Here is a 13,565-nt window from a genome sequence, read left to right as displayed (position 1 = left end):
ATGCAGCCAGACCCAGCGGCGCTGCTGCGCCGCGCCATCGAGCTCTCCCGTGCAGTTGCCGGCACGACCGCCCCCAACCCAGCGGTGGGGTGTGTGATCACCGATGCCACCCAGCGCCGCATTCTGGGCGAGGGCGCCACGCAGCCGCCTGGCGGGGACCATGCTGAAATCCAGGCCCTGCGCGCTGCGGGCGCGCCTGCTCGTGGCGGCTGTGCCTTCGTCACTCTCGAACCCTGCAACCACGTTGGCCGCACCGGCCCCTGCGTCGAGGCGCTGCTGGAGGCAGGTATTGCCGAGCTGCACTATATTCACGCCGACCCCAATCCCGTGGCCGCAGGCGGAGTCGAGCGATTGCGCGCTCGCGGTGTGCGAGTGGTGCAGCATCCGCAGCTACGCAGCGACCCACTCGTGCCCTGGCTTCTCAGTACCCGCCTCGGCCGGGCGCATCTCACGCTGAAAACAGCGCATACTCTCGACGGGTTTAGCGCCGCCGTCGATGGAACCAGCCAGTGGATCACCGGCCCAGTCGCCCGTGCCCGGGTCCACGAGGATCGCTCCCGCCGCGATGCCATCGTGGTGGGCACCGGCACGGTATGGGCCGATAATCCGCGGCTGAGCGCCCGCACCCCCGAGGGCCACGAATATCCCCACCAGCCCGAGGCGATCGTGCTCGGCACGCGCGCCCTGCCACCCGAGAGCCACCTGAACCGCCGCGGCGTCCGCCAGTGCGCCAGCATCGAGGAACTGCTGGACTACCTCCGGCAGCGCGGGCACGTGGATGTGCTCATCGAAGGTGGCGCGGCCGTGGCCGGCTCGCTGCTGCGGGCGGGGCTCGTCGACGCCCTCGAGTCCTATACCGCCCCCACGCTGCTCGGCAGCGGCCGCGGAATCAGCACCGGCGGGCTGGCCACCACCATCTCCGAGCAGCGTCGTTTTGTGCTTGAATCAAGCGAAGTCCTCGATAACGACGTACTACTTATCGCACGATCCCCGCAGGCCCACCGGCTGCTCGCAACCAGGAAGGAATAAATGTTCACCGGACTCGTCGAAGAAATCGGCCAGGTAGCCGCGATCGACCATGGCAGTGACTCCGCGCGGCTCAGCATCGCCTGCCAGCGCGTGCTCGAAGACGCCACCGCCGGCGCCTCCATTGCCGTCAACGGAGTGTGCTTGACGATCACGGAGTGGAACGCCACGAGCTTCAGCGTGGACGTCATGCAGGAGACCCTAGATCGCTCCAGCATCGGACAGCTCCAGGTGGGCGATGCGGTGAATCTCGAGCGCGCCATGGCCGCCGGCGGTCGATTCGGCGGCCATATCGTGCAGGGACATGTCGACGGCGTCGCCACGCTGCTCTCGCGCACCCCGGGCGAGCGCTGGGAGGTTGTCCGCTTCAGCCTGCCCGCCCCGCTGGCGCGCTATGTGGTGGAAAAAGGCTCCATCACCGTCAGCGGCACCTCGCTGACCGTCAGCGCCGTGGGGGAGGAGTACTTCGAGGTCTCGCTCATCCCCACCACGCTGCGCGATACTATCCTCGGCGAGCTCCAGGCTGGGGACACGGTGAACCTCGAGGTCGATGTGATCGCCAAGTATGTGGAGAAGATGACTCTCGGCACCACGCCCCGCGAGGGAAAGGACACCCCGCAGGATGACTGATCATGCAGGCGTGCGCCTAGATTCCGTAGAGGAGGCGCTGCGCGATATCCGCGAGGGTAAAGCCGTGGTGGTCGTGGATGATGAAACCCGCGAGAACGAAGGCGATATTATCTTCGCCGCCGAAAAAGCCACACCCGAACTCATGGCCTTTATGGTGCGCTATTCCTCCGGCTATATCTGCGCCCCGCTGCCGGCCGCCGACTGCGACCGGCTGGGTTTGCCGCCGATGACCGCGCACAACGAGGACGCCCGCGGCACCGCCTATACCGTGACCGTGGACGCCAATACCGGCACCACCGGTATTTCCGCGGCCTCCCGCGCCGAAACCGTGCGGCGGCTGGCTGATCCCTCCAGTACCCCAGATCACTTCACCCGCCCCGGCCACGTGGTGCCGCTGCGGGCGCGGGCCGGCGGGGTGTTGGTGCGCGCCGGCCACACTGAGGCAGCCGTGGATCTCTCCCGGCTGGCGGGGCTGCGCCCCGCCGGGGTGCTCTGCGAGGTGGTCTCCGAAGACGATCCCACCGATATGGCCCGGGCCCCAGAGTTGCGGCGCTTCTGCGATGAGCACGGGCTGCGCCTGATCTCCATCGAGCAGCTCATTCACTATCGCCGCCGCAAAGAACAACTGGTCGAGCGAGTCACCGACACCGTGCTGCCCACCGACTATGGCACCTTCCGCGCGATCGGCTACCGCAGTCTCGTCGATGGGGCCGAGCATGTCGCACTGGTGGTGGGCGATCCCGCCAGCGAGGGCGGTGAGGATGTGCTGGTGCGCATCCACTCCGAGTGTCTCACCGGCGATGCCTTCGGCTCGCGGCGCTGTGACTGCGGCCAGCAGCTGCATAGCTCGATGGCGATGGTGCAGCAACGAGGCCGCGGCGTGGTGCTCTATATGCGGGGCCATGAGGGCCGCGGTATCGGGTTGCTCGCCAAGCTCAAGGCCTATCAGCTGCAGGATGGGGGAGCAGATACCGTCGATGCCAATCTCTCCCTCGGCTATCCGGCCGATGCCCGCGAGTACGGCACGGGGGCGCAGATCCTCAAGGACTTAGGCATACGCTCGCTGAACCTCCTGAGCAATAACCCAGCCAAGCGGCATGGGATCGAGGGCCACGGGCTCACTATTGCCGAACGCACCCCCGTGCCGGTCGAGGCCCACGAGGACAATATCCGCTATCTGCGTACCAAGCGCGACCGCATGGGCCACGATCTTCCCGTGGTCGAGCAGTGGGACGCGACCCACCCCAGCACCGAGCCGAAAAGGAGCTAAAAATATGGCCAAAGAAGGACTCCCCAGCACCCCACATATCAAGGCAGAGGGCCTGACTGTGGGCATTGTGAGCGCCACCTGGAATGAGGAGATTTGCGACCAGCTGCACGCCCGCGCCATCGCCCAAGCCAAGGAGCTGGGCGCTAGGGTGATCGAGGCCCGCGTGATGGGCGCCCTCGAGCTGCCCGTGGTGGCCCAGGCGCTGGCTGAGCAGTGCGATGCCGTCGTTGCCAATGGCTGCGTGATCCAGGGCGGAACCCCGCACTTCGACTATGTCTGCGACTCCGTCACCGAGGGACTTACCCGCGTCGCCCTCGACGAGCGCACCCCAGTGGGTAATGGGGTGCTGACCACCCACACCGTAGAACAGGCCCGCGAGCGGGCCGGCTTTGCCGAGTCTGTCGAGGACAAGGGCGCAGAGGCCACCGTGGCGGCGCTGCACACTGCGGCAACGCTGGCGCGGCTGCGTCGCTAAGAGGCGGCGGCCGGCACGCTCGGCTGCCGGAGTTTTTAGCCCTTGAGCATGCAGGCAGGTAAGTTTGGTCTAGTGATAGTGAAGGCGTCGGTTGCACCCCGGTGCCACGCAAAAGCAGAAAGTGGTTGGGAAAGATAGTGACTAGCTCTCGCGAAGAGAACCTTCAGACATATGTCTCGGCGGATGCGGCCACCACTACCGATAAGCCTTGGGAGCTCGTGGTGACGTCTCGGATGTTGCGCGTGATTTCGTGGGCATCCATGGCGGTGGTGCTCGCCGTCCATATCTTCATGGCCTTCGTGGTGGCTGTGGGCGATACCGGCGCCGCCGTCACCCCGATCGACCAGTGGGCCTTCGTGGGCATCGGCCTCGTTTTCGTGTGGCTGTGCTGGGGCATTCGTCGTCCTCGCGTGCGGGCCAACGCAGATGGGGTAGAGGTACGTAACTTTATCGGTACCCGCTTCTACCCGTGGCAGCTGATTTATGGGCTGTCCTTTCCCAAGAAAAGCCCCGCCGCCCGGCTGGAGCTGCCGGACTTCGAGTTTGTTCCCATGTGGGCCTTCTTCGCCCGCGATGGAGAACAGGTGGTGCGCGCCGTCACCGATTTCCGTGAGCTTGAGTCCAGGTATATGCCCCAGGACTAGCCCAGCCCAGCAGCGCCGCTGCTGTCTTTCCTCCCACACCCGCACAGCTACGTGAAGGTCCAGACCACACCCCATGGCTGATCCAGCAACCTATCGCCCCGCCCCCGGCACCATTCCTGTGGATCCGGGGGTATATAAGTTCCGCGACGAGCACGGCCGCGTGATCTATGTGGGCAAAGCCAAATCGCTGCGCTCGCGGCTGTCCAGCTATTTCCAGGACGTGGCCAATCTGCACCCCCGCACCCGGCACATGGTGTTCGCGGGTGCCAGCGTGGAATGGACGGTGGTATCCAGCGAGGTAGAGGCGCTGCAGCTGGAATATACGTGGATCAAGAAATTCGATCCCCGCTTCAACGTCAAATACCGGGACGATAAAACCTACCCCGTCCTGGCCGTCTCCATGGGGGAGGACTATCCCCGCGCCTTCGTCTACCGCGGCCCGCGCCGCCGGAACGTCCGCTACTTTGGCCCCTACTCGCACGCCTGGGCCATCCGGGAGACCCTCGATCTGCTCACCCGAGTATTTCCCCTGCGCACCTGTTCCACGGGGGTATTCAAGCGCCACGAAAGCCTCGGCCGCCCCTGCCTGCTCGGCTATATCGACAAATGCTGCGCCCCGTGCGTGGCGCGGGTGACCATCCCGGAGTACCGGGAGATCGTCGCCGGGTTCATCGACTTCATGTCCGGCCGCACAGATCAGGTGCTCCGCCGCATCGAAGCCGATATGTACGCCGCCTCCGAGGAGCTGGACTTTGAAAAGGCGGCGCGGCTGCGCGATGATCTTGCCGCCGTCCAGAAAGTGATGGAGCGCCAAGCCGTGGTGCTCGGCGATGGCACCGACTGCGATATCATCGCCGTGTCCACCGATCAGTTAGAGGCGGCAGTACAGCTCTTCCACGTCCGCCAGGGCCGTATCCGTGGCCAGCGTGGATGGATTGTGGAAAAAGACGCCTCGACCGCCAGCAACACCGAGTTTAACGACGCCGCCGACCCGGCCATCCCCGCGCTGCTGGGCACCTTCCTCACCCAGTTCTATGGGGATGCCGCCGAGTCCTCCGAACACGCCGAGCTCGATATGTCCGATAACCGCCGCGGTGTGGATCAGGAATCCCGGGCCACCCCGGAGCGCCAGGCGGTGATTCCCCGCGAGGTGCTGGTGCCAGTCATGCCCGAGGACGCCGAGCAGCTGCGGACCTGGCTCAGCCAGCTGCGCGGGGCGAATGTGGATCTCCGCGTGCCGCAGCGCGGCGATAAGCGGGCCCTCGCCGATACCGTGGCCCGCAATGCCGCCGAAGCCTTGAAACAGCACAAGCTAAAAAGGATCGGCGATCTCACCGCCCGCTCTGCCGCGCTACACGACATCCAAGAAGCCCTCGGGCTCGAGCAGGCGCCGCTGCGCATCGAGTGCACCGATATCTCCCACATCCAGGGCACCGATGTGGTGGCCTCCTTGGTGGTGTTCGAGGACGGCGCCCCGCGCAAGTCGGACTATCGCCGCTACAAAATCAAAGAGGCCGCCGGCGAGGGGCGCTCGGACGATGTCGCCTCCATCGCAGAGGTCACCCGCCGCCGCTTCATGCGCCACAGCACCGATAAATCCGCGGTGCCGCACGAGGAAGAATTCGACGGCTCCACCTTCAGCGATGAAAAGGTTGAGGAGCAGTCCGCCGAGGCCAAGCGCTTCGCCTACCCGCCGCATCTATTCATCGTCGATGGTGGTCTGCCCCAGGTGAATGCTGCCCAGGCCGTCTTCGATGAGCTCGGGGTGGTGGATGTCACTCTCATCGGATTGGCCAAGCGCCTCGAGGAGATCTGGCTGCCCGGCGAGGAGGATCCGCTGATCCTACCGCGCAACTCCCAAGGACTGTTCTTATTGCAGCAGATCCGCGATGAAGCCCACCGCTTCGCCATTACCTTCCACCGCCAGCAGCGCTCCAAGCGGCTGCGGCACTCCGCCCTGGATTCCATCCCGGGTCTGGGACCGGCCCGCCGGACGGATCTGGTGAAGCATTTTGGCTCGGTGAAAAAGCTCCGCGAGGCCAGTGTGGAGGAGATTCAGGCCGTCAAAGGCTTCGGGCCGAATCTTGCCCAAGCTGTTTATGACGGGCTGCATTCCTCCACTACTTAGTGCGCGTGACGACGCCTCTTCCCCTCCTCCGCTCTGTGGCTAGAATGAAAGCCATGGATCGAGCCCCTCACTCCCCGGACCTGACAGACGATTCCCGCCCCGCCGAGGCGGCTGAGAGCCGCAGCGAGAAGGCGTCGACAAGCGCCGTGCACAAGGATGCAGAACGGCCGCTGGAGTCGAAGCCTGTGCTCATCACCGGTATGTCCGGTGCGGGGCTGAATACCGCGGCCCGCGTGCTGGAAGACCTGGGCTATCACGTGGCGCAGAATCTGCCGGCAGCAATGGTGCTGGAGTTTGTGGATCTCTGCCTGCGCGAGGGCTCACCGGTGTCGAAGTTCGCGGTGGTCACCGATGTGCGCTCCCGCGAGTTCAAAGGCAGCCTCGATCAAACCATCGCGGAGCTGAACGAGCGCGGCAATAATCCCACCGTCTTGTTCATGGAATCCCGCGATGATGTGCTCATCCGCCGCTTCGACTCGGTGCGCCGCACCCACCCCTTGCAGGGCTCCGGCACGCTACAAACCGGCATCGAACGCGAACGCGAGATGCTCTCGGCGGTGAAGGAACAGGCCGATGTGGTCATTGACACCTCCGAGATGTCCGTGCACGATCTGCGTCGCTCCATCGAATCGAGCTTCGCCACCTTGGAACGCCGCCGCCAGCACGTGACCGTGCAATCCTTCGGCTTCAAGCACGGCGCTCCCGCGGATGCCGACATCGTGCTGGATGTGCGCTTTTTGCCCAATCCCTATTGGGTGCCGGAGCTGCGGCCCTTCCGCGGCACCGACCAGGCGGTGTCCGACTATGTGCTCTCCCAGCCCGGTGCCGAGGAGTTCATCACCGCCTTTTTGGCCATGCTCACCCCGATGACCACCGGCTACCGCCGCGAGGGAAAGAACTTCATCTCGGTGGCAGTGGGCTGTACCGGCGGGCACCACCGCAGCGTGGCAGTGGCCGAGGAATTGGCGCGCCGCATCCGGAATAACTTCAGCGATGTGGATGTCTCGGTCGCGCACCGTCACTTCAGCCGCAACTAACGGCGGCTCGCCCGCTGTCCTTATACGTCTCTCGTCGTTGCAGAAACGAGTTATACACCAACTATGTCTTCCCAACCTGCTGTGATTACCAGCCTTGGTGGGGGCCACGGCCTCTTCCAGACCCTTCGTGCTGCCCGGCTATTGGCCACTGACTCCGTCAACGCCGTGGTCACCGTGGCCGATGATGGCGGTTCCTCGGGACGCATCCGCAAGGAGCTCAACCAAGTGCCGCCCGGGGATCTCCGCATGGCGCTGGCGGCGCTATCGGCCCGCACCGAGCACGGCCAGCTCTGGGAGGAGCTGCTGCAGCACCGCTTCGGCGGCAACGGTGCCCTCGCCGGCCATGCCGTGGGCAACCTGCTGCTGGCAGGGCTAGGGGAGATCCTCGACTCGCCGGTGGCCGCCCTGGACACGGTGGCGCAGCTCGTGGGCTGCTCGGGGCGGGTGCTGCCCATGGTGGAAGAGCCCCTCGATATCGAAGCCGACGTGGCGGGGCTGGACGATGATCCGCGCATCATGCACCCCGTGCGCGGCCAGGTGGCTGTGGCCACCACCCCCGGCACCGTGCGGCGCGTGCGCGTAATCCCGGAGGCCCCGCAGGTCAGCGAGCACGCCCGCGAGGCCATTCTGGGCGCCGATATCGTCACCCTAGGCCCGGGCTCGTGGTTTTCCAGCGTGATTCCGCACCTGCTGGTGCCCGGAATCGTCGACGCCATCGCAGAGACGAAAGCGCAACGCGTGGTGGTGCTCAACCTGACCTCCGAGCCGGGCGAAACGGCGGGCTTTTCCATCGAGCGCCACATTCACATGCTCTCCCAGCACGCGCCGCGGCTGCAGGTGGATCGCATCATCATCGATGCCGATACCCCCTTCACTCACAACGAGAAAAACTATCTCATCCGCGCCGCGCAGAAGCTCTCCGCGGAGATCGACTTTGCCCCCGTGCGTGGTCGCGACGATGCCGGCAGGTACCTTGATACCCACGATCCGCAGCGCCTCGCCACGGCTCTCGAGCACGCCTACGCCCAGCGCTAGACGCACCACCACCGCATAGAACACAGGGAGGACCATGGCCTCGCTCACCGCGCGAGTCAAAGAAGAACTCGCCGTTGCCCGTTGTACCCGGCCCCAGGCCCGCGCGGCGGAACTGGCCGCTCTCATCCGCTACGGCGGCGAGATCAGCATCGCCCAGAGCCAGCCGGTCATTGACATCGAGGTAGATACCGAGGCTATCGCCACCCGCGCCGAGACCTTTTTCCGCGAGCTTTTCGACGCCACCCCGAGCATCACCACCCCCGGTCCTGGCTCGACCTCGCGAGATGGCCGCTATGTGCTGCACCTCGAGGATGGCACCACCGATATCATTCGCCGGCTGGGGCTGGTGACCCGCTCGGGGCATCTCGTGGTGGGGCTGCCGCCGCATATCGTCTCCGGCACAGTCGTGGAGATCGAAGCGGCGCTGCGGGGTGCGTTCCTCGCCTCCGGGCAGCTGGCGGATCCCGCCCGCTCGACCGCGCTTGAGATCGCCGCGCCCTGCACCCTGGCGGCCTCCGCGCTGGTGGGTGGGGCACGCCGGCTGAACGTTAACGCCAAGGCCAAAGAAACCCGCGGGGTAGTGAAGGTAGTGGTCAAAGATGGCACCGATATCGGGGTGTTGCTTGCCCGTCTCGGCGCCCATCTGACACGACTGCAGTGGGATGAAGAGCGTATCAAGCGCGAAGACCAAGCCTCGGCCAACCGGCTCGCCAACTTCGACGATGCCAACCTCCGCCGCTCGGTGCGGGCAGCGGTGGCTGCGGCCGCCAAGGTGGAGCGGGCCATGGAGATCCTCGGCGACGATGTGCCCGAGCATCTCGTCGAAGCCGGCACACTACGCATCAAGCATCGCCAGGAATCCCTCGAGGAACTCGGGCGTCTGGCCGATCCGCCCATGACTAAGGACGCGGTGGCCGGGCGTATCCGCCGGCTGCTGACGATGGCCGATAAAAAAGCCGCCGAGATCGGGGTGCCGCCGACCAGCGAGGCCGTGGTCGAAGAGAACCTCGAGGATATCTAGCGCCCTCCTGTGGCGGGTGGTGTTGCTGTGACTGTTGGGGCGCTGTGCCCGTGCCATCCATCCACCGCCACAGTAACTGTGAGTAATCCCACTATCCTCTCGCGAAGGTGGAGGCAGGCGTAGCAATCGCCCCCGCCGCGCGGGAGGATTTTCACATTCGGGGGTGATGAGAGGCGCATGCGGTGGGAAATCGGGCGTCGGGGCGGGGCAATCGCATAAACGGGCAGAGAAACCTTTTTGTTTTATTGGTTTTCGGGAGCGGATGCGGGCATGAATGGGCGTCGATAAGCGAAAAAAGTGGGGATCCGCCACTGCATAAACCTTGCTACGTCGGTAGAGTAAGTAAGCGACACCGGATGAGCCAACCGGCCCGCTGCCAAGGTGAGTGTGGGAAACCACAACCGCCCCAGTGAGTAGGGGACTAGCCCCTGTGGGTGGCTTCATTCGGAGACAACATCCCCAATCTTCAAGGAGATCTTTCGTGACCATTCGTGTTGGTATCAATGGCTTCGGCCGCATTGGCCGTAACTTCTTCCGCGCTATTCAGTCGCGCGGCGCCGACATCGAGGTCGTCGCTTTCAACGACCTCACCGACAATAAGACTCTCTCCACTCTGCTGAAGTATGACTCCATCCTTGGCCGTCTGGGCAAGGAGGTCTCCTACGACGATGAGTCCATCACCGTTGATGGCCACCGCATGGTTGTGACCGCAGAGCGCGACCCGAAGAACCTGAAGTGGGGCGAGCTCGGCGTGGACATCGTTATCGAGTCCACCGGTTTCTTCACCGACGCTAACGCTGCCAAGGCTCACATCGAGGCTGGCGCCAAGAAGGTCATCATCTCCGCTCCGGCGAAGAACGAGGATGCCACCTTCGTCGTGGGTGTGAACCACACCGACTACGACCCGGAGAACCACCACGTCATCTCCAACGCTTCTTGCACCACCAACTGCCTCGCCCCGATGGCAAAGGTGCTGGACGAGAAGTTCGGTATCGAGCGCGGCCTCATGACCACCGTGCACGCCTACACCGGTGACCAGCGCCTGCACGACGCTCCCCACAAGGACCTGCGTCGCGCCCGCGCTGCCGCTCAGAACATCGTCCCCACCTCCACCGGTGCTGCCAAGGCTGTGGCCCTGGTTCTTCCGGAGCTCAAGGGCAAGCTGGACGGCTACGCACTGCGCGTGCCCGTGATCACCGGCTCCGCCACCGACCTCACCTTCACCGCTAAGAGCGAGGTCTCCGTCGAGGCCGTCAACGCTGCCATGAAGGAAGCTGCCGAGGGCGAGCTCAAGGGCATCCTGGCTTACTCCGACGATGAGCCGCTGGTGTCCACCGACATCGTTACCGACGCTCACGCCTCCATCTTCGACTCCGGTCTGACCAAGGTCATCGGCGACCAGGTCAAGGTTGTCTCCTGGTACGACAACGAGTGGGGCTACTCCAACCAGCTCGTCTCCCTGACCGAGTACGTTGGTGAGCGCCTCTAAGAGCCTCGGCTCTCTCTACGCCCTCCGCTGCGTCCCCGTCGTGAGATGCGGCTCGGCGTAGACCCTACCTCGCGGCCCCGGGGTGTGCCTCGCGGCACACCACCGACGGGCCGCGTTTGGTTTCACTAGGCTTGACTAGCGAATAAGTGAATATCCACGGCACCGCCCTTGAGCTGCGCGCTGGGGGAGTGCCGCCTCATGAAACACACTGTGTTGACACATTTTTAAGGAGCTCAGCCGAGATGGCTTTGAAGAACATTCAGGATTTGATCAATGACGGCGTGGACGGCCGCTACGTCCTCGTTCGCTCGGACTTTAACGTGCCGCTGAACGAGAACCAGGAGATCACCGATCCGGGCCGCATCAAGGCCTCCCTGCCCACCCTCAAGGCTCTCACCGAGGCCGGCGCGAAGGTCGTCGTGATGGCCCACCTCGGCCGTCCCAAGGGTGAGGTCAACCCGAAGTTCTCTCTCAAGCCCGTCGCCGAGGCCCTGAGCGAGGAACTGGGCCAGTACGTGGCTCTGGCCGGCGATGTCGTGGGCGAGGATGCCCACGAGCGCGCTAATGGCCTGAACGAGGGCGATGTGCTGCTGCTGGAGAACGTGCGTTTCGACCCGCGCGAGACCTCCAAGGACGAGGCCGAGCGCGGCGAGTTCGCCGACCAGCTCGTGGCACTGGTCCCGGATGGCGCGTTCGTCTCCGATGGTTTCGGCGTGGTCCACCGCGCCCAGACCTCCGTTTATGATGTGGCCAAGCGTCTGCCGCACTACGCCGGCTCCCTGGTGGAGAAGGAAGTATCCGTGCTCCAGGGCGTTGCCGAGGATCCCGCCCACCCGTACATGGTGGTGCTCGGTGGTTCCAAGGTCTCCGATAAGCTCGGCGTGATCGAGGCACTGTCCTCCAAGGCGGACAAGCTGATCATCGGTGGCGGCATGTGCTACACCTTCCTCGCCGCACAGGGCCACAACGTCCAGCAGTCCCTGCTCCAGGAAGAAATGATCGACACCTGCAAGGAGCTGCTCGAGAAGTACGGCGATAAGATCGTGCTGCCCGTCGACCTCATTGCCGCCTCCGAGTTCAACAAGGATGCCGAGAGCAAGGTTGTGGATCTCGACTCCATCCCCGAAGGCTGGATGAGCCTGGACATCGGACCGGAGAGCGTCAAGCACTTCGCCGAGGTGATTGAGTCCTCCAAGACCGTGTTCTGGAACGGCCCCATGGGCGTGTTCGAGTTCGAGGCCTTCTCCGCCGGCACCAAGGGTGTGGCCCAGGCCATCATCAACGCCACCCAAAACAACGACAGCTTCACCGTTGTCGGCGGCGGCGACTCCGCAGCCTCCGTCCGCGTGCTCGGCCTGGACGAGGACGGCTTCTCCCACATCTCCACCGGCGGCGGCGCCTCCCTCGAATTCCTCGAGGGCAAGGAACTGCCCGGCGTGGCTGTGCTCGCCTAAAACCCACCACTATCACCCGCCTCAGGTCTGGGCCGCACGACTGTGCTGTGCACCGGCCTGAGGCGGCAGGGGGCATTCCCCCGCAATCCACCACCTTTTGAGAGGACAACGAACACTTTATGGCTACCCGCACCCCGCTTATCGCCGGCAACTGGAAGATGAACATCAACCACCTCGAGGCCACCGCCGTCGTACAGAAGCTCGCCTTCGCCCTGCCGAAGGAGTACTACGAGACCGTCGACGTCGCCCTCACCGTTCCCTTCACCGACCTGCGTAGCGTGCAGACCCTCATCGAGGGCGACAAGCTGCAGATCAGCTACGGCGCCCAGGACGTCTCCCAGCACGACTCCGGCGCCTACACCGGCGAGGTCTCTGGCAGCATGCTTGCCAAGCTGGGCTGCTCCTGGGCCGTAGTGGGCCACTCCGAGCGTCGCGAGTACCACCACGAGACCGACGAGATCGTCGCTGCCAAGGCGAAGGCCGCTCTGAAGAACGGCATCAGCCCCATCGTGTGCGTCGGCGAGCAGCTCGAGGTCCGCGAGTCCGGCGAGCACGTCTCCTTCGTGGTCGAGCAGACCAAGGCCTCCCTGGCCGGTCTGGACAAGGAGGAGCTCTCCAAGACCGTCATCGCCTATGAGCCCGTCTGGGCCATCGGCACCGGCAAGGTGGCCTCCCCGGCCGACGCCCAGGAAGTCTGCGCCGCCATTCGCTCCGCCGTCGCCGAGCTCGCCGATGAGGACATCGCCGCCGGTATGCGCATTCTCTACGGTGGTTCCGTGAAGGTGGACTCCATCGCCGAGATCGTCTCCCAGACCGATGTGGACGGCGGCCTCGTCGGTGGCGCCTCCTTGGACGGCGAAGAGTTCGCCAAGCTGGCCGCTAACGCCGCTCAGGCCGTGTCCTAAAATCCCACGCGGCACACACCTCGCGCCGTCTACCAGCCGTAGGCGGCGTTGGTGTATGCTTAGGGATCGTTCATCGGGCGGTGCGCCACCGGCGTCTGCCGCCCACGTCTTAACTGCCTAATCCAGAGGAGACACATGGTTCTCGCACTCCAAATTGTGCTGGTTGTTTCCGCACTTCTGATGACCCTGTTCATTCTTTTGCACAAGGGCAAGGGTGGCGGACTGTCCAGCCTTTTCGGTGGCGGCATGCAGTCGAATCTTTCCGGTTCGACCGTCGTTGAAAAGAACCTCGACCGGCTCACCATCCTCACCGCCCTGGTGTGGATCGGCTGCATTGTCGGTCTGAACCTGCTGCAGGCCTACGCCTCCTAGCTAGAGATATCCCGCACGCACATGCTGTGCGGGAGAAAGAATGCCGCGCCACCTGTGATCGGTGACGCGGCATTTGTGC

At 64.6% G+C, this 13,565-nt stretch carries 13 protein-coding genes; all 13 read left to right on the top strand.

Annotated elements, in window-relative coordinates; all coding sequences use genetic code 11:
- The 13 genes from ribD to secG all read left to right on the top strand — a co-directional run bounded on the left by ribD (position 1) and on the right by secG (position 13,486).
- Positions 1 to 1,029, top strand: coding sequence for a bifunctional diaminohydroxyphosphoribosylaminopyrimidine deaminase/5-amino-6-(5-phosphoribosylamino)uracil reductase RibD (ribD, locus tag KRX12_RS08485; RefSeq protein ID WP_218366343.1), 1,029 nt, complete (start codon positions 1 to 3; stop codon positions 1,027 to 1,029).
- Positions 1,030 to 1,656, top strand: a complete 627-nt coding sequence (locus KRX12_RS08480; protein WP_218363299.1) for a riboflavin synthase — start codon at positions 1,030 to 1,032, stop codon at positions 1,654 to 1,656.
- Complete coding sequence (locus KRX12_RS08475; RefSeq protein WP_218366342.1) at positions 1,649 to 2,926, top strand: bifunctional 3,4-dihydroxy-2-butanone-4-phosphate synthase/GTP cyclohydrolase II; 1,278 nt, start codon at positions 1,649 to 1,651, stop codon at positions 2,924 to 2,926. The genes KRX12_RS08480 and KRX12_RS08475 overlap by 8 nt, the downstream gene beginning before the upstream one ends.
- A gap of 4 nt (positions 2,927 to 2,930) precedes the next feature.
- Complete coding sequence (gene ribH / locus KRX12_RS08470; protein ID WP_218363297.1) at positions 2,931 to 3,401, top strand: 6,7-dimethyl-8-ribityllumazine synthase; 471 nt, start codon at positions 2,931 to 2,933, stop codon at positions 3,399 to 3,401.
- A 137-nt stretch (positions 3,402 to 3,538) separates the two neighbouring features.
- Positions 3,539 to 4,045 (top strand): PH domain-containing protein, encoded by a 507-nt coding sequence (locus tag KRX12_RS08465; RefSeq protein ID WP_151528723.1) that lies wholly within the window; start codon positions 3,539 to 3,541, stop codon positions 4,043 to 4,045.
- A 73-nt stretch (positions 4,046 to 4,118) separates the two neighbouring features.
- Positions 4,119 to 6,173, top strand: a complete 2,055-nt coding sequence (uvrC, locus tag KRX12_RS08460; protein WP_218363296.1) for an excinuclease ABC subunit UvrC — start codon at positions 4,119 to 4,121, stop codon at positions 6,171 to 6,173.
- Positions 6,174 to 6,343: 170 nt separating this feature from the next.
- Positions 6,344 to 7,210, top strand: a complete 867-nt coding sequence (gene rapZ / locus KRX12_RS08455; protein WP_192796099.1) for an RNase adapter RapZ — start codon at positions 6,344 to 6,346, stop codon at positions 7,208 to 7,210.
- A gap of 63 nt (positions 7,211 to 7,273) precedes the next feature.
- Positions 7,274 to 8,245: a uridine diphosphate-N-acetylglucosamine-binding protein YvcK gene (gene yvcK / locus KRX12_RS08450; RefSeq protein ID WP_218366341.1), complete on the top strand. Its 972-nt coding sequence runs from the start codon at positions 7,274 to 7,276 to the stop codon at positions 8,243 to 8,245.
- Between the two features lie 34 nt (positions 8,246 to 8,279).
- A complete protein-coding gene (whiA, locus tag KRX12_RS08445; RefSeq protein ID WP_218363294.1) occupies positions 8,280 to 9,266 on the top strand; it encodes a DNA-binding protein WhiA in 987 nt (328 codons plus the stop codon).
- 481 nt (positions 9,267 to 9,747) lie between these two features.
- Positions 9,748 to 10,755 (top strand): type I glyceraldehyde-3-phosphate dehydrogenase, encoded by a 1,008-nt coding sequence (gap, locus tag KRX12_RS08440; RefSeq protein WP_151528728.1) that lies wholly within the window; start codon positions 9,748 to 9,750, stop codon positions 10,753 to 10,755.
- A gap of 242 nt (positions 10,756 to 10,997) precedes the next feature.
- Positions 10,998 to 12,209: a phosphoglycerate kinase gene (gene pgk, locus KRX12_RS08435; RefSeq protein ID WP_151548619.1), complete on the top strand. Its 1,212-nt coding sequence runs from the start codon at positions 10,998 to 11,000 to the stop codon at positions 12,207 to 12,209.
- Positions 12,210 to 12,328: 119 nt separating this feature from the next.
- Positions 12,329 to 13,114 (top strand): triose-phosphate isomerase, encoded by a 786-nt coding sequence (gene tpiA, locus KRX12_RS08430; RefSeq protein WP_218366340.1) that lies wholly within the window; start codon positions 12,329 to 12,331, stop codon positions 13,112 to 13,114.
- Between the two features lie 135 nt (positions 13,115 to 13,249).
- The gene (gene secG, locus KRX12_RS08425) at positions 13,250 to 13,486 is read left to right on the top strand and encodes a preprotein translocase subunit SecG (protein ID WP_018019764.1); all 237 of its coding nucleotides are present in this window, start codon (positions 13,250 to 13,252) and stop codon (positions 13,484 to 13,486) included.
- The last annotated feature ends 79 nt before the right edge of the window (positions 13,487 to 13,565 follow it).

Source organism: Corynebacterium sp. TAE3-ERU2, assembly GCF_019209955.1.
Lineage (GTDB): Bacteria > Actinomycetota > Actinomycetes > Mycobacteriales > Mycobacteriaceae > Corynebacterium > Corynebacterium megadyptis.
The sequence above is the reverse complement of the archived record's forward strand: the minus strand, read 5'-3'. Positions and strand labels throughout refer to the sequence as shown.